Source organism: Streptomyces sp. SAI-127 (assembly GCF_029894425.1).
Classification (GTDB): Bacteria; Actinomycetota; Actinomycetes; order Streptomycetales; family Streptomycetaceae; genus Streptomyces.
This window is the reverse complement of the sequence record NZ_JARXYJ010000001.1, coordinates 6,858,374-6,880,038: the sequence shown is the minus strand read 5'-3', so window position 1 is coordinate 6,880,038 and position 21,665 is coordinate 6,858,374. Positions and strand designations below refer to the sequence as shown.

Annotated in this window: 20 protein-coding genes and 2 tRNA genes; 4 read left to right on the top strand and 18 right to left on the bottom strand. The window is 70.5% G+C overall.

Features of this window, described 5'->3' with window-relative positions; genetic code table 11:
• Positions 1-9 precede the first annotated feature (9 nt).
• The 4 genes from M2157_RS31700 to leuS form a co-directional block, all read right to left on the bottom strand.
• Positions 10-1,254 carry a helix-hairpin-helix domain-containing protein gene (locus tag M2157_RS31700; protein WP_280866891.1) on the bottom strand — a complete coding sequence of 415 codons (1,245 nt, stop codon included), beginning with the start codon at positions 1,252-1,254 and terminating at the stop codon, positions 10-12.
• Between the two features lie 125 nt (positions 1,255-1,379).
• On the bottom strand, positions 1,380-2,225 hold the full coding sequence (locus M2157_RS31695) for a DegV family protein (protein WP_266523331.1): 846 nt from the start codon (positions 2,223-2,225) through the stop codon (positions 1,380-1,382).
• 72 nt (positions 2,226-2,297) lie between these two features.
• Positions 2,298-3,032, bottom strand: a complete 735-nt coding sequence (locus M2157_RS31690; RefSeq protein ID WP_280866890.1) for a hypothetical protein — start codon at positions 3,030-3,032, stop codon at positions 2,298-2,300.
• Positions 3,033-3,186: 154 nt separating this feature from the next.
• Positions 3,187-6,060 (bottom strand): leucine--tRNA ligase, encoded by a 2,874-nt coding sequence (gene leuS / locus M2157_RS31685; RefSeq protein WP_280866889.1) that lies wholly within the window; start codon positions 6,058-6,060, stop codon positions 3,187-3,189.
• Between the two features lie 505 nt (positions 6,061-6,565).
• Here leuS and M2157_RS31680 point away from each other — a divergent pair.
• Both M2157_RS31680 and M2157_RS31675 read left to right on the top strand, forming a co-directional pair.
• A complete protein-coding gene (locus M2157_RS31680; RefSeq protein ID WP_280866888.1) occupies positions 6,566-7,837 on the top strand; it encodes a cytochrome b/b6 domain-containing protein in 1,272 nt (423 codons plus the stop codon).
• Positions 7,834-9,447: an NADH-quinone oxidoreductase subunit NuoF family protein gene (locus M2157_RS31675; RefSeq protein WP_266523338.1), complete on the top strand. Its 1,614-nt coding sequence runs from the start codon at positions 7,834-7,836 to the stop codon at positions 9,445-9,447. Before M2157_RS31680 ends, M2157_RS31675 begins: the two co-directional genes overlap by 4 nt.
• A 114-nt stretch (positions 9,448-9,561) precedes the next feature.
• Here M2157_RS31675 and M2157_RS31670 read toward each other — a convergent pair.
• The 4 genes from M2157_RS31670 to M2157_RS31655 form a co-directional block, all read right to left on the bottom strand.
• Positions 9,562-9,634, bottom strand: a tRNA-Ala gene (locus M2157_RS31670).
• Positions 9,635-9,731: 97 nt separating this feature from the next.
• Positions 9,732-9,965, bottom strand: a complete 234-nt coding sequence (locus M2157_RS31665; protein WP_003976229.1) for a hypothetical protein — start codon at positions 9,963-9,965, stop codon at positions 9,732-9,734.
• Between the two features lie 3 nt (positions 9,966-9,968).
• Positions 9,969-10,142 carry a hypothetical protein gene (locus tag M2157_RS31660; protein WP_106409891.1) on the bottom strand — a complete coding sequence of 58 codons (174 nt, stop codon included), beginning with the start codon at positions 10,140-10,142 and terminating at the stop codon, positions 9,969-9,971.
• Positions 10,143-10,211: 69 nt separating this feature from the next.
• Positions 10,212-11,579: an MFS transporter gene (locus M2157_RS31655; protein ID WP_280866887.1), complete on the bottom strand. Its 1,368-nt coding sequence runs from the start codon at positions 11,577-11,579 to the stop codon at positions 10,212-10,214.
• A gap of 225 nt (positions 11,580-11,804) precedes the next feature.
• Here M2157_RS31655 and M2157_RS31650 point away from each other — a divergent pair, with 225 nt between their 5' ends.
• Positions 11,805-12,653, top strand: a complete 849-nt coding sequence (locus M2157_RS31650; RefSeq protein ID WP_280866886.1) for a helix-turn-helix transcriptional regulator — start codon at positions 11,805-11,807, stop codon at positions 12,651-12,653.
• Between the two features lie 57 nt (positions 12,654-12,710).
• Here M2157_RS31650 and M2157_RS31645 read toward each other — a convergent pair.
• The 7 genes from M2157_RS31645 to M2157_RS31615 all read right to left on the bottom strand — a co-directional run bounded on the left by M2157_RS31645 (position 12,711) and on the right by M2157_RS31615 (position 17,122).
• A tRNA-Ala gene (locus tag M2157_RS31645) sits at positions 12,711-12,783 on the bottom strand.
• An 80-nt stretch (positions 12,784-12,863) separates the two neighbouring features.
• The gene (locus M2157_RS31640) at positions 12,864-13,523 is read right to left on the bottom strand and encodes a histidine phosphatase family protein (RefSeq protein ID WP_280866885.1); all 660 of its coding nucleotides are present in this window, start codon (positions 13,521-13,523) and stop codon (positions 12,864-12,866) included.
• Entirely contained in the window at positions 13,520-13,963 is a 444-nt protein-coding gene (rsfS, locus tag M2157_RS31635) for a ribosome silencing factor (RefSeq protein WP_057615887.1), read from the bottom strand. The genes M2157_RS31640 and rsfS overlap by 4 nt, the downstream gene beginning before the upstream one ends.
• 114 nt (positions 13,964-14,077) lie before the next feature.
• Positions 14,078-15,946: an LCP family protein gene (locus M2157_RS31630; protein WP_280866884.1), complete on the bottom strand. Its 1,869-nt coding sequence runs from the start codon at positions 15,944-15,946 to the stop codon at positions 14,078-14,080.
• A gap of 16 nt (positions 15,947-15,962) precedes the next feature.
• Positions 15,963-16,601, bottom strand: coding sequence for a nicotinate-nucleotide adenylyltransferase (nadD, locus tag M2157_RS31625; protein WP_266523350.1), 639 nt, complete (start codon positions 16,599-16,601; stop codon positions 15,963-15,965).
• Between the two features lie 79 nt (positions 16,602-16,680).
• Positions 16,681-16,845, bottom strand: coding sequence for a hypothetical protein (locus M2157_RS31620; protein WP_031051387.1), 165 nt, complete (start codon positions 16,843-16,845; stop codon positions 16,681-16,683).
• A 118-nt stretch (positions 16,846-16,963) separates the two neighbouring features.
• The gene (locus M2157_RS31615; RefSeq protein ID WP_266523353.1) at positions 16,964-17,122 is read right to left on the bottom strand and encodes a hypothetical protein; all 159 of its coding nucleotides are present in this window, start codon (positions 17,120-17,122) and stop codon (positions 16,964-16,966) included.
• Between the two features lie 146 nt (positions 17,123-17,268).
• Between M2157_RS31615 and M2157_RS31610 the strand changes: the two genes are divergently transcribed.
• Positions 17,269-18,369: a M48 family metallopeptidase gene (locus tag M2157_RS31610; RefSeq protein WP_280866883.1), complete on the top strand. Its 1,101-nt coding sequence runs from the start codon at positions 17,269-17,271 to the stop codon at positions 18,367-18,369.
• A gap of 121 nt (positions 18,370-18,490) precedes the next feature.
• Here the strand turns inward: M2157_RS31610 and M2157_RS31605 are convergent, their stop codons facing one another.
• The 3 genes from M2157_RS31605 to M2157_RS31595 form a co-directional block, all read right to left on the bottom strand.
• Positions 18,491-19,561, bottom strand: a complete 1,071-nt coding sequence (locus M2157_RS31605; RefSeq protein ID WP_280857587.1) for a hypothetical protein — start codon at positions 19,559-19,561, stop codon at positions 18,491-18,493.
• A gap of 78 nt (positions 19,562-19,639) precedes the next feature.
• Positions 19,640-20,206 carry a hypothetical protein gene (locus tag M2157_RS31600; RefSeq protein ID WP_280866882.1) on the bottom strand — a complete coding sequence of 189 codons (567 nt, stop codon included), beginning with the start codon at positions 20,204-20,206 and terminating at the stop codon, positions 19,640-19,642.
• Positions 20,207-20,354: 148 nt separating this feature from the next.
• Positions 20,355-21,641: a glutamate-5-semialdehyde dehydrogenase gene (locus M2157_RS31595; RefSeq protein WP_280866881.1), complete on the bottom strand. Its 1,287-nt coding sequence runs from the start codon at positions 21,639-21,641 to the stop codon at positions 20,355-20,357.
• Positions 21,642-21,665: the final 24 nt, after the last annotated feature.

Here is a 21,665-nt window from a genome sequence, read left to right as displayed (position 1 = left end):
AGCCGTGCCTCATGGCTGTACGAGATTCCGGAGATCGGCGAAGCGGCGGTCGCCGATGCCGTTGACCTCGCGCAGTTCGTCCACCGAGCGGAAGCCGCCGTGCTGGGTGCGGTAGTCGACGATGTGCTGGGCCAGCACGGGGCCGACGCCGGGCAGGGTGTCGAGCTGGTCCACGGTGGCCGTGCTCAAGGAGACGGGAGCCGCCGCCGGGCCGGCCGGGCCGCCGGCAGCCGGTCCGCCCGTGCCGGGCGCGGGCGCAGGAGCGGCCTGGCCGCCGACGATCACCTGCTCGCCGTCCACGAGGAATCGCGCTCGGTTGAGTGTGTCGGTGTTCGTGCCCGGGCGCACTCCACCGGCCGCCTTCAACGCGTCGGCGACCCTCGAACCGGCCGGCAGCCGCTGGATGCCGGGCTCGCGGACCTTGCCGCCGACGTCCACGACGATCTCGGCCCCGGCCGGTCCTGCCGTGCTCGGGACCCCGCCCGAGACGGCCGGCCCGGCCGCCCCTCGCCGTTCACCCGCGCTGCTCGCCCCGCTCTCCCCGAACGGCGCCGCCGCGCGCACCACTTCGGGCGCCTGGACGGACTGCGTCCGGCCCGTCCAGAAGTGCTGCACGGCGAAGACCGCGGCCACGACGAGCAGCACCGAGAGCGCGACCACGTTCCGCCGCTCCAGGCCGCACCGGGCCTGCAGCCACACCGGCAGCCGCTCCCGCAGAGCCGACCCGGCCCGCTCCCGCCAGTTCCTGTCCTCGTACCCGTAGCCGTTCCCGTTCCCGGAATCGGTGTCTCGCCAGGCCTGATCCCTGGTAGCGGCGTCGGGCCAAAGCCCCTCCCGAGAGCCGGCGTCCCGCCGGGCCCCGTCCGCGGAATCACCGTCCGGCCGGCTCTCTTGGGCAGCACCCGCCTCCCACCGAGCCCTCTCCACGAACCCGACCGCATCGGCGGCCGAGCCGGCCTCGGTGACATCTACGGCACCGGCAGCCTTCAGGCGCTCCGGGTCACCCGCCAGGTCGTCGTCCACGCCCGGCCCACCCGGCGGCGGCCCCTTGCCCGAGTCCCTCCGCTCCCCCGCCCGTTCGGCGAAGAGCACCTCCGCCCGCCGCTGGAGTTCGTCCGCCGAGGCGGCATGCCGATGCCGGACCCGGCCTTGGGTTCCGGGCGTCCGGCGATGCCGTGAGCGCCCGTCGGAATGAGGGCCGCGGCCCGGCCCGCTGGTCGCCGTCGCTGTACGTGAGCGTGATCGAAGTGCCATGCGCCGAGGATCGGCCACATCCGCACTCTCGTGATGATCTTGGTCAATTCCCGGGGATTACCCACCGGTTGTGGAAAACTCCGCCACCCGGACGAGTGACTCAGGCACCCCGTGCGGCGGCTCCGTCACCGGGGCGAGACCACGACCCCCAGCAACCCGGGCCCCGTGTGCGCCCCGATCACCGCCCCGACCTCGCTCACATGCAGGTCGACAAGTCCCGTCACCCGCGCCCGCAGACGGTCCGCGAGGGCCGCCGCCCGGTCGGGGGCGGACAGATGATGGACCGCGATGTCGACCGGCGCGCTGCCGGCCCGGTCTGCCGCGATCTCCTCCAGGCGGGCGATGGCCTTCGACGCTGTCCGCACCTTCTCCAGGGGCTCGATCCGCCCGCCGACCAGCTTCAGCAGCGGCTTGACGGCGAGCGCGGAACCGAGAAGAGCCTGCGCGGCCCCGATCCGGCCGCCACGGCGCAGATAGTCGAGGGTGTCGACGTAGAAGTAGGCGGACGTGCCCGCGGCCCGCTTCTCCGCCGCCATGACCGCTTCGTCGACCGTGCCGCCCGTCTCCGCGGCCTCGGCGGCGGCGAGCGCGCAGAACCCGAGAGCCATGGCGATCATGCCGGTGTCGACCACGCGCACCGGGACCGGCGCCTCGCGCGCCGCCATGACCGCCGCGTCGTAGGTGCCGGAGAGCTCGGCGGACAGATGCAGCGACACGATGCCGGTGGCGCCGGACTCGGCGACCTTGCGGTAGTGCTCCGCGAACACCTGGGGGCTGGGCCGCGAGGTGGTGACGGAGCGTCGCTTCTGGAGTGCCTGGGCCAGTGACCGGGTGGAGATCTCGGTGCCCTCTTCCAGCGCTCGGTCACCGAGAACCACGGTCAGGGGTACCGCTGTGATGCCGTGCCGCTCCATCGTCCCCTGCGGCAGGTAGGCCGTTGAATCCGTGACGATCGCGACATGGCGGGACATGAGCTGGAGGTTACCTGCCGTAGCGCCCGGGTGGCAGCCCGGCCCCTGTCACCTGGGGCGGCCGTGTCCGGATCAAGTCGTGCTCTCGGGACGGGGTTTCTTCTGCCAGGGGTAGGTGGGACGAGGGCCCGGCGGGGTGATCGCGGGCCGCGTCGGCTCCTCGGCGGTGCGGGAGCGTGCCGTCTCGGGCCAGGTCTGCTGCTCGGCACTGCCGCCGGCGGTCGGGGTCTCGGGCCACGGGGGCGGGGTCGCGGCGGGCTCGGTCTTCGTCCAGTGCCGCAGGGCTCCGGACTCGACGTCGATCTGCGCGCTCAGCGTGTCCAGGTCGTCGTCTGCGAAGCGGCGGGCGCGGTCGCGTGCCGCCCAACGCAGGGAGTCCGCCGACTGTGTGATGCGCTCGGTGCGCTCCCGCAGACCGGGCAGGCGCTCGGCGAGCGTCGTACGGTCGGGCTCGGACTCCAGGCGCTTGAGTTCGCCGTCCAGTTCGTGGCCGTGGGCGCTGAGCCGCTGGAAGAGGCCGAGGGACTCCTTGAGGGATTCGTCCTCGGTCACGCCCGCGTGCAGCGCGTCCTGGGTGGCCCGCATCGAGGTGCGCAGCTTCAGCCGCAGCTGGGCCAGTTCGCCCGCCGGGCCGAGCTGGGCGAAGGACTTGGCGCGCAGGGTGTGGTCCTCGACCGTGCGCCGGGCCTGGGTGATGGTGCGGTCCACACCGCGCTTGGCGGCGCCGACCGCCTTCACCGTCGCGTACACGCCGAGCGCCACGAAGAGCACGAAGAGCAGGGCCACGATCGCGATCACTGCTTCCACGAAACTCCTCCTCCAGCCGACCCGGCGGTCGCCGTGCCGCTCTTCAAAGGTAAACGCCACGGGCAGGCCCTGAGTTCCGGAGGAACCCCGAACCTGCCCGCACACAGCCCCTAGGGGTCTGAGGTCCTGGCCGGCGGATCACGCCGGCCGGGCCCTACGCCGGAACGATGTTCACCAGCTTCGGCGCCCGCACGATCACCTTGCGGATGCCCGCCCCGTCCAGCGCGGCCACGACCTTCTCGTCGGCCAGCGCGACCTTCTCCAGCTCGTCGTCGGAGATGGCGGGCGAGACCTCCAGGCGGGCCTTGACCTTGCCCTTGACCTGGACCACGCAGGTCACGGTCTCGTCCACGACGTACCGCGGGTCGGCGACCGGGAAGTCCTGGTGGACGACCGAGTCGGTGTGGCCCAGCTTGCGCCACAGCTCCTCGGCGATGTGCGGGGCCAGCGGCGCGATCAGCAGCACCAGCGACTCGGCGACCGGACGCGGAACCGCGGCGCCCGCCTTGGTCAGGTGGTTGTTCAGCTCGGTGACCTTGGCGATGGCGGTGTTGAAGCGCAGGCCCTCCAGGTCCTGGCGCACCCCGTCGATCGCCTTGTGCAGGGCCCGCAGCGTCGTCTCGTCGGGCTCGGCGTCGACGACGGTCACCTCGCCGGTGGCCTCGTCGACGACGTTGCGCCACAGCCGCTGCAGCAGGCGGTACTGGCCGACCACCGCGCGCGTGTCCCACGGACGCGAGACGTCCAGCGGGCCCATCGCCATCTCGTACAGGCGCAGGGTGTCGGCGCCGTACTCCTCGCAGATCGCCTCGGGGGTGACGGCGTTCTTCAGGGACTTGCCCATCTTGCCCAGCTCGCGCTTGACCTGTTCGCCGTTGTAGAAGAAGGCGCCGTCGCGCTCCTCGATCTCGGTGGCGGGCACCGGGAAGCCCCGGCTGTCGCGGTAGACGAAAGCCTGGATCATGCCCTGGTTGTACAGCTTGTGGAACGGCTCGGGCGACGAGATGTGCCCCAGGTCGTACAGGACCTTGGACCAGAAGCGCGCGTACAGCAGGTGCAGCACGGCGTGCTCGGCACCGCCGACGTACAGGTCGACACCACCGTGCGGCTGCCCCGCGCGGGGGCCCATCCAGTACTGCTCGATCTCCGGGTCGACCAGCTTCTCGCTGTTGTGCGGGTCCAGGTAGCGCAGCTCGTACCAGCAGGAGCCGGCCCAGTTGGGCATGGTGTTGGTCTCGCGGCGGTACGGGCGGGGACCGCGTCCGTCACCCAGGTCCAGGGTGACGTCGACCCAGTCCTGGTTGCGGGACAGCGGGGTCTCCGGGGAGGTGTCCGCGTCGTCCGGGTCGAAGGTACGGGGCGAGTAGTCCTCGACCTCGGGCAGCTCCAGCGGCAGCATCGACTCGGGCAGGGAGTGGGCGATGCCGTCCTCGTCGTAGACGATCGGGAAGGGCTCGCCCCAGTAGCGCTGGCGGCTGAACAGCCAGTCGCGCAGCCGGAAGTTGACGGTGCCCTCTCCGATGCCCTTGCCCTGCAGCCACTCGGTGATGCGCGCCTTGGCGTCGGTCACGCCCAGGCCGTCCAGCGACACGTCCTCGCCGTGCGAGTTCACGATCTTGGCGTCGTACGAGACGAAGGCGTCGTCCCACGTCGAGGCGTCCGTGCCCCGGTCGTCGCTCGGCTCGACCACGCAGCGGATCGGCAGCTCGAAGGCGCGCGCGAAGGCGAAGTCACGCGTGTCGTGCGCCGGTACGGCCATGATCGCGCCGGTGCCGTAGCCCATCAGGACGTAGTCGGCGATGAAGACGGGGATCTGCTCGCCGTTGACCGGGTTGGTGGCGAACGCGCCGGTGAAGACACCGGTCTTGTCCTTGGCCTCGGCCTGGCGCTCGACGTCCGACTTGGAGGCGGCCTGGGCGCGGTAGGCGGCGACGGCCTCGGCCGGCGTGGCGTGGCCGCCGGTCCACACGTCGTGCGTGCCCTCGGGCCAGGCGCCCGGGGTGAACTTCTCGACCAGCGGGTGCTCGGGGGCCAGCACCATGTAGGTAGCGCCGAACAGGGTGTCCTGGCGCGTGGTGAAGACTGTGATCGCCTCGCCGTCGATCGGGAAGTCGACGCGGGCGCCCTCGGAGCGGCCGATCCAGTTGCGCTGCTGCAGCTTGATGGCCTCGGGCCAGTCCAGCTCGTTCAGGTCGTCCAGCAGGCGGTCGGCGTATGCGGTGATCCGCATGTTCCACTGGCGCAGCTTGGCCTTGAAGACGGGGAAGTTGCCGCGCTCGCTGCGGCCGTCGGCGGTGACCTCCTCGTTGGCCAGCACGGTGCCCAGACCGGGGCACCAGTTGACCGGCGCGTCGGAGGCGTACGCCAGGCGGTACTCGCCCAGGACGTCGGCACGCTCGGCGGCGGACAGGGCGTCCCAGGAACGGCCGCCGGGAACCGGGCGCTCACCGGACTCGAACCGCGCGACCAGCTCGGAGATCGGGCGGGCCTTCTTCGCCTCGTCGTCGTACCAGGAGTTGAAGATCTGGACGAAGATCCACTGGGTCCACTTGTAGTAGTCCGGGTCGATCGTGGCGAACGACCGGCGCTTGTCGTGGCCCAGGCCCAGCCGGCGCAGCTGGGACTTCATGTTGTTGATGGCGGCCTCGGTGGTGACCCGGGGGTGCTCGCCGGTCTGCACGGCGTGCTGCTCGGCGGGCAGGCCGAAGGCGTCGAAGCCCAGGGTGTGCAGGACGTTGTGGCCGGTCATCCGCTGGAAGCGGGCGAAGACGTCGGTGGCGATGTAGCCCAGCGGGTGGCCGACGTGCAGGCCCGCACCGGAGGGGTACGGGAACATGTCCATGATGAACTTCTTGGGCTTGGCGACCAGCCCGGGGTCGCCGGCCAGGTCACCCTTGGGGTTGGGCGCCGCGTAGGTGCCGTCGGCATCCCAGAAGTCCTGCCAGCGTGCCTCGATCTCGGCCGCGACGGCGGCCGTGTAGCGGTGCGGCGCGGCCACCTCGGCGGCAGCGGGGTTCGTCTCGCTCATGGTCCTCAAAGCTCCATCGATCGTCTCTGCCAGCGGCTGTGTCGTCCGGAAACGAAAAATCCCCTCGCACAGGAGGGGACGCCGCGCCGATTCCGACCACGTCTTCACCGGTGGTCGGGACTGATCAGCGCGGCTCGCTAAGCAGAAGGCGTACGGCACGCATGGCGTCAGAGTACCGCAGCCGTTGAGCAAGCCGCGACGAGCTTACGTATGCCTCTGTGGCACCGGGTGCCGCACTCGCCGCCGCAGTCGAGCGCAATCGTCCGATCCGACACAGGAACTGAGCCATGGCCAATGGTTACTTCGCGTAACAGCTACTAAGGGACATCACAACGGCCCCGCAGTCGTTTGATAACAACGCAATAACTCAAATGCCGTACCCATCGGTATGGCGCCACTTAGAGTGCGGCAGCGGGACCGCCTTCCCGAACCGCTCGGAGTTGCCCCCATGAACCCTCGTAGTACTAGCAACACGCTCCCCAGGACCGGCCGGTCGGCCTACGGGGTGGCGACGGCCGTCTTTCTGCTGGCCATCCCTCTGGTCGTGGTGTACGGAGGTGTCTGGCTGCAGGACTTCCTCAACTTCGGAGCGGGCGTGGTGACGCTCGTCCTCCTCACCTGCTCCGTGATCTGGGGGCTCGTCGCACAGGACCGGCTGATCCTCAACACCCGGCAACGGATCGTCGCGCAGGGGATCCACCGGATCACCGCCGTGGGCTCGATCGCGTTCCTTCTGCTGCACATCGGGATCAAACTGACCCTCGACCACACGACCTGGATCGCCGCGTTCATCCCGTTCGGGCTCGGCTTCAGCAGCAGCGGAGGCCTCATAGGTCTCGGCACCCTGGCCGGCCAGCTCATGATCTTCGTCGGCATCACCGGCGCCCTGCGCAACCGGTTCGCGTCCCCGGCCCCGGTCGCGGCACGGTGGCGGGCGATGCACATGCTGGCCTACCCGGCCTGGTGCGCCGGACTGATCCACGGCCTGTACGCGGGGCGCGCGGTGAAGGCCCCGATCTTCACGTACATGTACGTGCTCTGCGTCCTCGGTGTCATCGCGGCCCTCGCCCTGCGCTCGGCCCCCCGCCCCTTCAAGCGCAAGGTCACCGACCGGATCGCCATGCTCCTCGGCGCCGAGGAGCGGCCGGGCCGCGAGGAGCTGGAAGCCAGCCGCGCCAGGCGGGCCGCGGAAACCGCCGCGCCGGGCCGCGAGAGCCGCCGGCCCGCCGAGTCGCCCAGACGGCGTTCGGAGTCCGCCCTGCCCGGCTACGAGGGCCTGACCCAGACCGGTGGCGTGCCCCTCTACCAGGCCCCGCCGGCCCCGGAGCCCGCGGGCAGCGGATTCGCGGCCGCCTATCGCGCTGTGTCACCGAACACACAGCAGCCGTTCGACACCGGCCAGACCGCACGCATGGACATGCCGATGGACATGCAGGCCGCCACCGACCCCATCGCGCGCATGGACAGCGGCAGCACCTCCGGCAGCTGGCCGATCCCGTCCCCGCCACCGGTCGGCGAAGCGCCAGCCTCCGTCTACGACCCGCTCCAGGACACGGGGTACAACATCCCGACCTATGGCGGTAATTCGGGCACGGCCAGCTATCTCTCAGGTGATGTGCGCGACACCGGTGAGACGAACACCCTTTACGGCACGTACAACCCGAATGACACGTACAACAGCGGTCCCGCCACGGATACAACACCCGGTCAGTCGTACGACTTCGACGCACCGGGCTCGGGCGAACCTTGGAACACGCCTTCCGGAGGCTATAGGTGAACGAGGCCCTGCCCGACGTACCAGAAGTCCGCGTGGTCGGCCTTCCTCAGCTCACGTCGGGTTTCGACCTTGTCGAACGACTTGACCTGCCCATGCACCTGAAGGTGCACGGCCCGCTCGAACCCATGGGCGGGGAGCAGCTCGCGAAGCTCTCCGAAGCCATCAACCTGAAGGGACGCGGCGGAGCCGGCTTCCCCTTCCACAAGAAGCTGCGCTCGGTCGCCGAGGCAGCGATCAAGCGTGGCGTCCGCCCGGTCGTCGTCGTCAACGGCAGCGAGGACGAACCGGCCTGCCGCAAGGACACGGTGCTCATCAACCGTGCCCCGCACCTCATCCTGGACGGCGCCCTCCTGGCCGCCGAAGCCCTGGGTGCCCGCACGCTCGTGGTGGGGGTCACCCGGGAGTCCACCCAACGGTCCATGGAGGCCGCCCTCGCCGAACGCGGTCTCAGCAACGGCCGCAGATCGGCACTACGCGCGCGCGTGCAGCGCAATCCCGTCCGTATGGTCACCGGAGCGGCGGCCTCGCTGATCCGTTCCATCGACGGCGGCCCGGCCATCCCGCCCGGCCGCAAGATCAGCGCCTCCCAGAGCGGCGTCGGCGGGGCGCCGACCCTGCTGTCCAACGCCGAGACCTTCGCGCAGCTCGCGATCGCCGCCCGCATCGGCCCGGAGCGCTACGGCAACACCGGGCTGTACGACGAGCCGGGCACCGTCCTGCTCACGGTCTCCGGCGCCGTCGCGCGCCCGATGGTCATCGAGGTCCCCACGGGCGTACCGCTGCGCTACGTCCTGCAGTTGGCCGGCGCCCCGCCGGTCCCGCAGGGCGTGCTGACCGGCGGTTACCACGGCAAGTGGATCGACGCGGCGACGGTCAACGAGGCGATCGTCTCCCGCAACTCCCTGGACGCCGTGGGCGGCGCGCTCGGCGCCGGCGCGATCCTGCCGATCACTCAGGAGACCTGCCCGCTGGGTGAGTCACTGCGTGTGGCGCAGTGGCTGGCCGAGGAGAGCGCGGGCCAGTGCGGCCCCTGCTACCTCGGTCTGCCGGCCGCCGCGCGCGGCATGGAGGACATCCTCAACGGCGGCGGGCCTGCCGCCCTGGAGGCCCTCAAACAGGTCGCCAAGAACGTGAAGCGGCGCGGCGCTTGCTCGCACCCGGACGGCTCCGCGATGTTCCTGGAGTCGACCATCAAGGCGTTCACGGACGACCTGGCCGCCCATGTCCTCGGCAACGGCTGCGGACGGCCCGTGGAGGGCGTTCTGCCGCTCTTCGAGGGCGGCAGGACTCCCACCGGCATCCCGGGTGGCGCAGAGGCCGAGGAGAGCGGGCCCAGCCGTCAGAAGATCTACGTCGACTGGACGCTCTGCCGGGGCCACGGTCTGTGCGCCGACATCCTGCCCGAGGTCTTCGAACTCGGCGCCGACGGCTTCCCCACCGTCGCCCAGGCACAGGTACCGCGCTACGCCGAGGCGAAGGCGCTACGCGCGGTGCGTCGCTGCCCCGCGCTCGCCCTGCGCCTCGAGGAGGAGACAGCACGCGACAAGGGCCCTTCCCGCAACCTGCCGGTCCTCTCCCAGGGCCGCGGGCGCCGCGCACTGGGCCGCTGAACCGACACCACGAAAGGGCCGCCTCAAGAGGGCGGCCCTTTCGTGGTGTCCGGCCACAACTGCCTTTAAAACGCCAAGATCCCGCCGGATCCATGATCCGGCGGGATCTTTCTGTGGAGCTAAGGAGATTTGAACTCCTGACCCCCTGCATGCCATGCAGGTGCTCTACCAACTGAGCTATAGCCCCGAGCGGTGTTCCGCGGGTTTCCCCGCGGCGACGCCAACATTACACGGTCCACCGGGTGGAACACCAAATCGTTTCGCTGGGGCGGGGAGGGACGACGTCAAGCGGTCACGAAGGAGTAGAACCGCTTCAGCGTGCAGTGTTCTTCGAGGAGGCGGCCGTAGATCGGCTCACCCTCGAGTTCGCGGTACGTCTCGATGGGGTCGCCTTTTATGATCAGCGCCCGCGCGCACTCCTCGCACCAGTACTGGTAGTCGGGATTGACCGGCTCCATGTCCCGCACGATCGGCGTCCCACTGCCGCACCAGTCGCACTTTCGCCTGTGTGCACCCATCGTTCAGCTCCAGCTGTGGCCGCAGGCCGTGCACACGTAGGAGATTCCGCCGTTGTCGCCGAGTACCTGGGCGACATGGACAGAACCGCAGGAAGGGCAGATGAGGCGGACCGTCGTGTCCCTTGTCGACGCCGCTTCGCGGAGGTGGCCGACCTCCACGAGGATGCTCGCAGGCATCACTACTCCCTCCCGTCGGGCCGCGCCCCCTTCCGGCCGTTTGATTCTGCCACGGCCGGACCAATACGGTCAGCGACGCCTGAGTACCAGTCCGGACACGGCGCCCACCGCGGCGGTCCCGGCCAGCGCGAACATGCACGTCCAAAGCGCCTCCGGAGAGGTATACGCCTCAGAGGGGCCGAGTGACTCAAGTCGGTTCAAGAACAGTGTGCCGAAGCCCGCGACGCCGATCAGCTGGCCGAGCTGGGTGACCGTGGCGAGCAGACCGCTGGCGTCCGCCGCGTGCCGGGGCGGCACCGTGGCGAGGGCCCCGGTGAGTGTGGGGCTGAAGGCGAGCGCGAGCCCCACGCCCACGCCGGCGTACGCCGCGTACAGCGCGACGCCGCCGTCGCCGCCGCCCTTGAGCACCAGGCCCACGCCCAGCGAGGCCAGCGCGGTGATCACGAACCCGGCAGGCGTCAACAGCCGCTGCCAGGAGGCCGGCCAGGCGCGCCAGGTCAGTCCGACGATGCCGAAGATCACCGCGGTCGGCGCGAAGGAGAGCCCGGCCCGCAGCGCGCTGTAGCCGAGGCCGCCCTGCACATACAGGGTGAGAACGAAGAGGAAGCCGCCGTTGACGGCCATGACCGCCATGATCCGGAAGACGGCGAGGCCCATGCCGGGGTGGCGCAGCACGCTGGGTGTGATCAGCGGGGCACCGCCGCGCCTCGCCAGCCGGGACTCGTAGGCGCAGAAAACGGTGAACAGAATCGCGGCGGCGGCCAGGGACAGCCAGGACCACAGCGGCCAGTCCTCCTCCTGACCGAGCACCAGCGGCACCGTGCACAGCGACACGGCCGCGCCGAGCAGCACCAGGCCGGGCAGGTCGAGACCGCGCGCCCGGTCCCGGGGCGCCGGACGGTCCCCGGGCAGCAGGACCCGCGTGCCTACGGCGAGCAGGACGAGCCCCACCGGCACGTTCACGAGGAACACCGGCCGCCAGCCCGTGCCGAACAGGTCGGCGCCGACCAGGACTCCACCGACGACCTGCCCGGCGGCGGCGCCGACCGCGAGGACCGCCGAGTACACGCCGAGCGCCTTCATCCGGGCCTCGCCGGTGAAGTTGCGCTGGATCAGGCTGAGCACCTGCGGGATCATCACCGCCGAACCGGCGCCCTGCACCAGCCGGAAGACGATCAGTTCGGTGGCTCCCTGCGCCAGCCCGCAGGCGAGCGAGGCCGTCGTGAACAGGGCGAGTCCGGCGAGGTGGACCCGGCCGTGCCCGAACCGTTCGCCGAGCCGGGCGCCGGTGATCAGCAGCACCGAGTACGTGATGGCGTATCCGGCGACGACCAACTGGAGTTGGGCGCCCGAGGCGTGCAGTTCCGTGCCGATCGTCGGGGCCGCGACGTTCACGATGAACACGTCGAGCAGCGCCATGAACTGGGCGGCGAGCACAAGCGCGAGCAGCGGCCGGGGCCGGTTGTCAGTGGCGGGTGCTTCACTTTTGGCAGAGGGGAAAACGGGTGCGGGATCCGGTCCCGTCCGGGGCGTTGTCGTCATGCCGTCGAGCCTGAGGACATCCCGGTAAGGGTGCCGAGAGCCCGCCGATGCTGGTACTGCCAGCACCTGGCAACCGCCGGGTGCGGCACCGAGGATGGTCGTGACGAGGGGGACGTGACGATGAGGACGACACACCGACGACGGCCCGAGCTGGCCACGTTCCTGCGCAGCAGGCGGGCCCGGGTGACTCCGGCGGACGTGGGCATGCCGCCGGGCCTCAGGCGCCGCACCCCGGGGCTGCGCCGCGAGGAGGTCGCCCAGCTTTCCGGCGTCGGTGTGACCTGGTACACGTGGCTGGAGCAGGGCCGGCCGATCAACGCGTCCGCGCAGGTCCTGGACGCCGTGGCCCGTACGCTGCGGCTCGACCCCCCGGAGCGGGAGCATCTGTACCGCCTGGCGCAGGTGCCGTTCGCCCCGGACCCGGAGAGCCTGACGCGGTCGACGGGCCCGGAGGTGCAGGGCATCATCGACGCCCTCGACCCGCTCCCGGCGGTCGTCTACAACTCGCGCTACGACATCCTGGCCACCAATCCGGGCTACCGGCACCTGTTCCTGATCCCGGAGATCGTCGACATCGGGGTGGCGAACGCGCTGTGGACGCTGTTCACGGTGTCCGAGCGGGCGTGTCCGCTGATGTACCGGGAGCGCGAGCTGCCCGTCATGGTGGCGACCCTGCGGTCCTCGTACGGCAGACATGTGGGCGAACCGGCCTGGGAGAGCTTCATAGCCGCGCTGGCGGCGGCCAGCCCGTACTTCGCCGAACTGTGGGCGAGCGGAGAGGTGGTGCAACCGGGGCCACGGGTCAAGACGTTCCGTCACAAGGCGGTGGGCGAACTGCGGATGACGTCTCAGTCGCTGTCGATCGACGGGATGCCGGAGTGCCGGATCGTGGTCTACACACCTGAGGACGAGGAGACACGGGAGAAAGCGGCGCGGCTGCGGGAGCACACAAAAAATCCCGCCTCCTGAAGGAGGCGGGACCTTGATGATCACCGATCTTTGACAACTCAACAGAGTGTCGATCTGTGGAGCTAAGGAGAATTGAACTCCTGACCTCCTGCATGCCATGCAGGCGCTCTACCAACTGAGCTATAGCCCCTTGTGTTCTTCCCGCTCGGCGGGCGAACAAGAAGAACTTTAGCCTGCGACCTGCCGGAAGTGAAATCCGGTCCGGAGCCCTCAGTCGTCGTCGCCGAGCACCGGCTCCGGGAGGGTGCCGGCATTGTGCTCCATGAGGCGCCAGCCGCGGGCGCCCTGGCCGAGGACGGACCAGCAGCAGTTGGAGAGGCCGCCGAGACTCTCCCAGTGCCGGGCGTCCAGACCGAGCAGCCGGCCGATGGTGGTGCGGATCGTGCCGCCGTGGCTGACCACGACAAGGGTGCCGTCCTCGGGGATCTTCTCGGCGTGCCGGAGCACGACCGGAGCGGCGCGGTCGGCGACCTCGGTCTCCAGTTCGCCGCCGCCGCGGCGCACCGGCTCACCGCGCTTCCACGCGGCGTACTCCTCGCCGTGCCGGGCGATGATCTCCTCGTGCGTCAGCCCCTGCCAGACGCCCGCGTAGGTCTCGCGCAGGCCCTCGTCGTGGGCCACCTCCAGGCCGGTGAGCGCGGCGAGCTCGGCCGCGGTGTTCGCGGCCCGCTGGAGGTCGGAGGCGACGATGGCGTCGGGCTGGAGGGATGCCAGCAGCCGGGCGGCGCGGCGGGCCTGGCCGACACCGGTCTCGGTGAGTTCGACGTCGGTGGTGCCCTGGAAGCGGCGCTCCACGTTCCAGGCGGTCTGGCCGTGCCGCCACAGGATGACGCGACGGCCCCGGCCCTTCCGGTCGGCGGGAGCGGTCACCGCGGCTCCCCGAACTCTGCGGCGTCCTCCTCGGCACGGAGCTTGGTGTGCTCCTCCGCCTTGCCGCGGGTCGCCTTGGCGTCGGCCGGCAGCTCCAGCTCGGGGCAGTCCTTCCACAGCCGCTCCAGAGCGTAGAAGACCCGCTCCTCGCTGTGCTGGACATGGACGACGATGTCCACGTAGTCGAGCAGGACCCAGCGGGCCTCGCGGTCGCCCTCGCGGCGCACCGGCTTCGCGCCGAGCTCCTTCGAGAGCCGCTCCTCGATCTCGTCGACGATGGACTTGACCTGGCGGTCGTTGGGTGCGGACGCCAGCAGGAAGGCGTCGGTGATCGACAGGACGTCGCTGACGTCGTAGGCGATCACATCATGGGCGAGCTTGTCGGCGGCCGCCTGCGCGGCGGCGTTGATGAGCTCGAGAGAACGGTCAGTGGCGGTCACTACAAGGCTTTCGGTCGGCGGTCGATTGACATCAAGGGTCTCACGGACCGCCGACGGCACCCCACGTGATCGCGGAGATCACGCGGGGTGCCGCTTCGGAGCCGGAGCCCGGGCCTAGGACGAGGAGGACGGCTTGTAGTCCTGGCCGAGGACCACGGAGACGTTCGCGCTCGACGACTGGCTGCCCTTGGCGACTGCGCCGGCGGGCAGGCCCAGGGTCTTGGCGACCTCGGTGGCGTTCGCCTTGTCGGCGGCGTCGGCGTAGACGACCTTGGAGGTGGCCTGCGTCGAGGAGGGTGTGCCGCCGTCGACGAAGGTGAAGCCGCCGTTGAGGAGGACGACGCGGGCCTTCTCGGTGTTGTCCTTGGTGCCGGTGGCGTTCTGGACGGAGACGCTCACGGCCGCGTCCTTGTCGGGGCTCTTCGCCTTGCCGCCGAGGACGTCCTTGACCACGCTGGCACTGGCCGCCGCGCTCAGCGTGCCGTCCTGCTGGACGGGCAACAGCGCGGTCTTGTAGTCGCCGCCCTTGGCGAGGTCGGCGAGCTTGGCGAGGAAGGTGCCGAGATCCTTGTCGGTCAGGGACGGGTCCAGGATCTGGGCCAGTGTCTGCACGGTGGTGGTCGCGGCCGTCGGGTCGGAGGACAGCTTGCGCAGCACGGCCTGCATGACCTGGCCGAAGCGCTCCAGCTGGGCGTTCTGGGCCTCGCCGGAGGCGCGGTAGGTGGCGTAGGCGACGGCCATCTTGCCGCTGAGGGTCTGGCCCTTCCCCTTGTTCACCAGGGGCGCCTGGCCCTTTTTCTTGGCGCCCGGGTCGGGCACGGCGGTGTTGGTGTCGACGTCGATGTTGCCGACGAGGTCGACCAGGTTCTGCAGATAGGGGGTGTCCAGACGCCAGGTGCCCTCGATGTCGGTGCCGAGGGCGGTGTCGAGGGAGTCGACGGTCCCGGAGGAGCCGTCGTCGTCGACCGACTTGGCGAGGGTCGTCGTGGTGCCGTCGTCGGCCGTCAGGGCGAGGGAGTTGGGGATCAGGACGGTGGTGCCCTGCTTGGTGGTGGTGTTGTCGACGAGCAGCGCCGTGGAGGTGCCGCCCTTCGCGGTGTTGTGCAGATGGACGACGATCACGTCGCGGTTCTGGGCGCTCGCCGCGATCGTGGTGCCCTTCTTGCTCTCCGGGTCCGACAGCGCGGGCAGCTTTCCGGCGTACCAGAGGTAGCCGACGCCGCCCACCGCGACCAGGGCGAGGACGACGACCAGGGCGACGAGCCGGCTGCGGGCGCGGCGCTTGGCCTCCTCGCGGCGCTCGGTGCGGTTCTCGGTGAAGTTGAGCCAGTCGATGACGTCCTCGGAGTCACCGTCGGGATCCTCGACGAACGCGAACTGTGCGGTGTGGTACTGCCGTTCGTCCCCGTTGGCGGGGTCCGCACCGGGACCGGCGGCGCCGGGACGGCCCGCGCCGGCAAGGTCCTCCTCGACCGCGGGGCGGTATCCCTGGCCGGTCTGGGGGCCCGCAGCGTGCCCCTGGCCGGCCTGCGTGCCTTGCGCATGGCCCCGGCCGGCCTGCGTGCCCCGGGCAGGCCCGCCCTGCTGCGGGATGTAGGCGGTCTGCTCGGCGACTCGGGGCTGCTGACCGCTCGCGGCGGCCTGACCGTAAGGGTCGTAGGCCCCCGAACCGCCCTGCTGGGCCCCGTTGGCGTAGGGGTCGTAGGGCGGCACGGGCGCCTGCCGGCCGGTGTCGCCGGCGCCGTAGGGGTCGTACGGCGGGACGGGGTTCTGGGTGCCCGTGTCGTACGGCGCGGCCTGTTGGCTGCCCGTGGCGTACGGGTCGTAGCCGTATCCCTGCTGCGCGTAGGGGTCGTACTGCTGCTGCGGGGCCTGTTGCGGCGGGACCTGCCGGTAGACCGGCCGGCCGTACTCGTCGTAGCCGACGAGTGCGTACTGGTTCTCCTGATCGTCGCCGTAGCCCGCGTCGTGTCGGTCGTTCACCGGTGCCCCTCTCGGCTCACTCGCCGCGGTACAGCTCGCGCTTGTCGATGTAACGCACGACTCCGTCCGGCACCAGATACCAGACGGGGTCGCCCTTGGCGACTCTCGCCCGGCAGTCGGTGGAGGAGATGGCCAGGGCGGGGACCTCGACGAGCGAGACGCCGCCCTCGGGCAGCCCGGGGTCGGCCAGGGTGTGGCCGGGCCGGGTGACTCCGATGAAGTGCGCGAGGGAGAAGAGCTCTTCCGCGTCCCGCCAGGTGAGGATCTGGCCGAGGGCGTCGGCGCCCGTGATGAAGAAGAGGTCGGTGTCGGGGTTGAGGGACTTGAGGTCGCGCAGCGTGTCCGTGGTGTAGGTCGCGCCACCGCGGTCGATGTCGATGCGGCTGACCGAGAACTGCGGGTTCTCGGCGGTCGCGATGACCGTCATCAGATAGCGGTCCTCGGCCGGGGAGACCCGGCGGTGGGTCTTCTGCCACGGCTGGCCGGTCGGTACGAACACCACCTCGTCCAGGTGGAACTGCGCGGCGACCTCGCTGGCCGCCACGAGGTGCCCGTGGTGGATCGGGTCGAACGTTCCGCCCATGACGCCGAGGCGGCGCTTGCCGGGGTTCGACGGGCTGTTGCCCGGGCCGGTAGGCATGTCCTGCTCTCCCATGCGTGCAGACCCTACCGGCCCGACCTGAGGGCACCGGCCGGGGGAGGCCCGGAGTGCCCCGCTTTGGGCACTCGGCGCCTCAGCGGTCGCGGTTGAAACGGGTGGTGATCCACAGCAGGAGCAGCAGGATGAGGAACGCGGCGCCGCCGGTCACCAAGGGGTCGAGGCTCTCGTGGTTGCCGCCGTGCTCCTCGCCCTCTGCGGCGAGGGTGACCAACTGGGCAGCGGTGCTGTGGAAGCTCATCTTCGGCAGGACCTATCCGGTGGGCGGGACAAAGCTGTCGGCCCATCGTAAGCGGGCGCGGTGAGGGCGATCACGCCGACTCCACCGTTGGGGGACGGCAGGGAACCTTCGCCCATTCTCAGTCGTCCTTCCGCTTGTACCCCCGCAGCAGGAACCACGCGGTGAACGCACAGCCCAGAAACATCACGATCAGTACCACCCGGAGCAGGTTTCCGGACCCTTGCTGCTCGGCGGCGCTCGCGGCCTCGGTGAGCCAGGCGGCCCGGGTGTGCTCCATGACGTGGACTCCTTCGCTGTACTGCCCGTCCACGCTATCTCCGCCTAGGCTGGGGTCTGCTTCGGGGGGCGCAAAGGGCCGCACAAGGGTCCGCAAAGGATCACAAAGGTCAAAGTGCACAGCCAAAGACGCACATGGGGGAAGACATGTCCGACGACGGCCATCAGAACAACGGACACGAGAACGTGCCGAGCAGGCAGCGCAGGCGTTTCCCGGGAATCTCCTCCCGTGCGTACGAACACCCCGCCGACCGCTCCGCCCTGGTGGCGCTGCGCAAGCTGAGCGGTTTCGACACGGTGTTCAAGGCGCTCAGCGGTCTGCTCCCCGAGCGGAGTCTGAGGCTGCTGTTCCTGTCCGACTCGGTGCGCGTCTCCGACCAGCAGTTCGCGTATCTCAACGACATGCTGCGGGACGCGTGTTACATCCTGGACCTCGAGAAGGTCCCGCCGATGTACGTCAACCAGGACCCGCAGCCGAACGCGATGTGCATCGGCCTGGACGAGCCGATCATCGTCGTCACCACGGGTCTGGTCGACCTGCTCGACGAGGAGGAGATGCGGGCGGTCGTCGGTCACGAGGTGGGCCACGCCCTGTCCGGCCACTCGGTCTACCGGACCATACTGCTGTTCCTGACCAGCCTCGCCCTCAGGGTGGCGTGGATCCCGCTGGGCAACCTCGCGATCATGGCGATCGTGACCGCGCTGCGCGAGTGGTTCCGCAAGTCGGAGCTGTCGGCGGACCGGGCGGGCCTGCTGGTCGGCCAGGACCTGAAGGCCTCGATGCGCGGTCTGATGAAGCTGGCCGGCGGTCACCATCTGCACGAGATGAACGTGGACGCGTTCCTGAAGCAGGCCGAGGAGTACGAGGCCGGCGGCGACCTGCGCGACTCCGTGCTGAAGATCCTGAACGTCCTGCCGCGCTCCCACCCCTTCACCACTGTGCGGGCGGCCGAGCTGAAGAAGTGGGCCGAGTCCCGCGACCACCAGCGGATCATGGACGGCCACTACCCGCGCCGCACCGAGGACAAGGACACCTCGGTGACGGACTCCTTCCGCGAGTCGGCGGCGAGCTACGCGACCAACGTCAAGGGCTCCAAGGATCCCCTGATGAAGCTGGTCAGCGACATCGCGGGCGGGGCGGGCGATCTGGGCGGCAGGGTACGGAGGGGCTTCGGCGGCTTCTCGAACTCGGCCACGCGGGAGGACGAGCCGCCGACCGACACGTCCCGGAACAACGAGGAGGACTGAGACCCCCGGGGTGGGTGCGGGGGGGCTGTGTCGCCGTGCGGCTATGCCGCGTGGGCTCGACCGGCCCCCACCAGCCTCCACCGGCCCGCACGGGACGTACCGGCCCTACCCCGGGTCCCGGTCACACCTTCGGCTGCGCACCGGTCGCCAGCGACCCGCACAACGCGGTGGCACTCCCCGTCGCATACGGGTCCGTCCCCGCCGGCCCGCCTGCCTTCGCCGTCTCCCCGGCCAGCAAGGGATGCAGCCGGTTCGTGGAGTCCTCCGCACATGACAGCGGCCCGGCCTGGACGTAGGACACGACCAGCTGGGCCGTGTGCATCCGCAGATCGTCCCGGTCGAACCGGAAGTGCAGCTCACGCCGGACGGTGAACAGCGACACCTCGGGCCTGGCGTCCGCGGCCGCGGAACGCAGTGCGTACACGAACGTGTGGTCCGCCGTGACCTCCAGCGTCGACGAGTCGGTCTCGGCGGCCTGCAGGCTCCCCTGCACCCGGATCCTGTGGTCGGCCAGTCGCGCCTCTGCGGGGTCGAAGCGAACCAGCCACCCGGTCGGCGCGTGCCTCCCGTCCGCGGCCGGATGGGCGAAACTCTGGTCGAACTGGTCGAGTTGGTCCGTGTCGAGGAGCACCCGCACGGCACGGACCTGGTCGCCGACGAGGACGTCCGGGTCGAGCGAGGACCGCACGATGTAGTCCTTGGCGGTGGTCAGCGCGGACACGACCTGGCTGTCGGAGAAGTGCGCGGTGCGGCGGGAGGCCGGCAGCGGGATGCCCTCGGCGCCGACGCGGTACTGCGCGGCCGGGCTGTGCCCGTAGAGGTACTCGGCGTCCGTGTGCCCCGGGACCTTGCCCGCGGGGGCCAGCGGGATGACGGTCATCCGCAGGGGCTCGACGGGCTGGCGGACCGCGGAGGTCTGGTAGGGGTGCCGTACACCCATGTAGATCGCGGTACCGAAGGCGAGGGCGATCAGCAGGAACAGGATCAGCGCCTGCCGGGACAGTCCCCGGCGCAGCGGCGGGCGGCGGCGTACGGCGGGCGCGTGGTCGGTCATGCGCTCCTGCGCGGAGTACTCCTGGAGGCGGGCAGCGCGGACGAACGACTCGTCGAAGACGACGGATCGGTACTCGTCCTCACCACCCACGGGGCCGCCCTCGGGTGTCCCCTCAGGTGGGTCTCCTGGCCCTCCCATATCTTCAGAGTAGGTCTCGGGGAGCTCAGGTAAACGCCCTGCCGTGCGACAAGTTCTGACAGGTTCTCACCAGGAGTGTCAGGGCGTTCGCGGGACCGCGGAGACGGCTGGCTGGGAGTAGTCGGCGGATGCCGAGGGCGTCACCGTGCTCCCCTGTTCCAGGCCGGTCGAGGCCGGCGGCGGAACCCGGTCGCGGCTGCCGGAGGAGGCGCCCCTGTAGACCGCCGTGAAGGCCAGCGCGACCATGCCGATGCCCATGACGAGGGCGAGCATCCAGGCGACGGGGCGGTGCCAGCGGACCTGTTTGCCGTACGTCCCCGGGGCGCCGTAGCGGCCTTCGAGGACCTCGGTGTCGTCCAGGTCGTCGAGGTCGGGATCATGGCCGAAAGCGCCGGATCCGTAGCCGTCCTCGTACCGCTCGCCTCTGGGGCGTGCGCGGCGGGCCTCGGCCTCGGAGGCCTCCGCTCTCGCCTGGGCCGCGGCCAGGAGGCGCTCGACGGCGGTCGGCTCGTGCACCACGGCCGCCCGTACGAAGGCCTCGTCGAAGACCACGGAGGCGAACTCTTCGTCCGACACCCCGCGGTCGTGGTCGTCGTCGGGCTCCCAGCCGTCAGGGAACGGCGTGCCCCCCACGTCCTCCGGCACGGATCCAGAGTAGACCTGGGTGGTCAATTTGGGCAGACGGTATGGAAATTCATCCGCCTGGTGAGACACCTCTCGTGCGCCACGGAAGCGGGGCGGGGCGCGTGACGGACGCATATGCGCAGGTGTGCGCCCCTGTGCGCGAAGGCCGTCAGCGCCGGATGTGGCCGTCCCCGGTCACGATGTACTTCGTGCTCGTCAGCTCCGGCAGGCCCATCGGGCCGCGCGCGTGCAGCTTCTGGGTGGAGATGCCGATCTCCGCGCCGAAGCCGAACTGGCCGCCGTCGGTGAAGCGGGTGGAGGCGTTGACCGCGACCGTCGTGGAGTCGACCAGCTGGGTGAAGCGGCGGGCGGCCTGCTGGGAGGTGGTGACGATGGCCTCGGTGTGGCCGGAGGTCCACAGCCGGATGTGCTCGACGGCCTTGTCGAGCGAGTCGACGACGGCGGCGGCGATGTCGTAGGAGAGGTACTCGGTGTCCCAGTCGTCGAGCGTGGCCTCGACGACGGTCGCCTTGGTGTCCTTCGCGTACGCCAGCACCCGCGGGTCGGCGTGGACGGTCACCCTGGCCTCGGCGAGGGCGTCCAGGGCGCGCGGCAGGAACTCGGGGGCGATGTCCTGGTGGACCAGGAGGGTCTCGGCGGCGTTGCAGACGCTGACCCGCTGGGCCTTGGAGTTGATCAGGATGTCGATCGCCATGTCGAGGTCGGCCTGGGCGTCGACGTAGACGTGGCAGTTGCCGGTGCCGGTCTCGATGACGGGGACGATCGACTCCGTCACGACGGTCTGGATGAGCGAGGCACCGCCGCGCGGAATGAGCACGTCGACCAGGCCGCGGGCGCGCATTAGCTCGCGGACGCTCTCGCGGCTCTCGCCGGGGACGAGCTGGATGGCGTCGGCAGGCAGCCCGGCGCCGCCCACGGCGTCGCGCAGGACCCGTACGAGGGCGGCGTTCGACTCGTACGCGGAGGCCGAGCCGCGCAGCAGGACGGCGTTGCCGGACTTGAGGCAGAGGGCGGCGGCGTCGACCGTGACGTTCGGGCGGGCCTCGTAGATGATCCCGACCACGCCGAGCGGGACGCGGACCTGGCGCAGGTCGATGCCGTTGGGGAGGGTCGAGCCGCGCACGACCTCGCCCACCGGGTCGGGCAGGGCGACGACGTCCCGGACGTCGGAGGCGATCGCGCGCACCCGCTCCGGGGTGAGCGTCAGCCGGTCGATGATCGCCTCGCTGGTCCCGGCCTCGCGGGCCTTGGCGATGTCCTTGGCGTTGGCCTCGACGATCTCGCTCGTACGGACCTCCAGGGCGTCCGCGATGGCGAGCAGCGCGTCGTCCTTCTCGGCCCTGGGCAGCGGGGCGAGGTCGGCGGCGGCGGCCTTGGCCCGGTAGGCGGCCTGGGTGACCGGGGTCATGGAGTCGTACGGCGAGAGCGAGGTCATACCGGAAGGGTAGTGCGCCGGGCG

Bases quoted from the DNA above. Each gene is read 5' to 3' on its own strand.
- M2157_RS31610 (WP_280866883.1), top strand. From the start codon at position 17,269: ATGTCCGACGACGGCCATCAGAACAACGGACACGAGAACGTGCCGAGC.
- M2157_RS31695 (WP_266523331.1), bottom strand. From the start codon at position 2,225: ATGTCCCGCCATGTCGCGATCGTCACGGATTCAACGGCCTACCTGCCG.
- M2157_RS31660 (WP_106409891.1), bottom strand. From the start codon at position 10,142: ATGCCTGCGAGCATCCTCGTGGAGGTCGGCCACCTCCGCGAAGCGGCG.
- M2157_RS31605 (WP_280857587.1), bottom strand. From the start codon at position 19,561: ATGGGAGGGCCAGGAGACCCACCTGAGGGGACACCCGAGGGCGGCCCC.
- M2157_RS31700 (WP_280866891.1), bottom strand. From the start codon at position 1,254: ATGGCACTTCGATCACGCTCACGTACAGCGACGGCGACCAGCGGGCCG.
- M2157_RS31665 (WP_003976229.1), bottom strand. From the start codon at position 9,965: ATGGGTGCACACAGGCGAAAGTGCGACTGGTGCGGCAGTGGGACGCCG.
- M2157_RS31620 (WP_031051387.1), bottom strand. From the start codon at position 16,845: ATGAGCTTCCACAGCACCGCTGCCCAGTTGGTCACCCTCGCCGCAGAG.
- nadD (WP_266523350.1), bottom strand. From the start codon at position 16,601: ATGGGAGAGCAGGACATGCCTACCGGCCCGGGCAACAGCCCGTCGAAC.
- M2157_RS31595 (WP_280866881.1), bottom strand. From the start codon at position 21,641: ATGACCTCGCTCTCGCCGTACGACTCCATGACCCCGGTCACCCAGGCC.
- M2157_RS31650 (WP_280866886.1), top strand. From the start codon at position 11,805: ATGAGGACGACACACCGACGACGGCCCGAGCTGGCCACGTTCCTGCGC.
- M2157_RS31615 (WP_266523353.1), bottom strand. From the start codon at position 17,122: ATGGAGCACACCCGGGCCGCCTGGCTCACCGAGGCCGCGAGCGCCGCC.
- leuS (WP_280866889.1), bottom strand. From the start codon at position 6,060: ATGAGCGAGACGAACCCCGCTGCCGCCGAGGTGGCCGCGCCGCACCGC.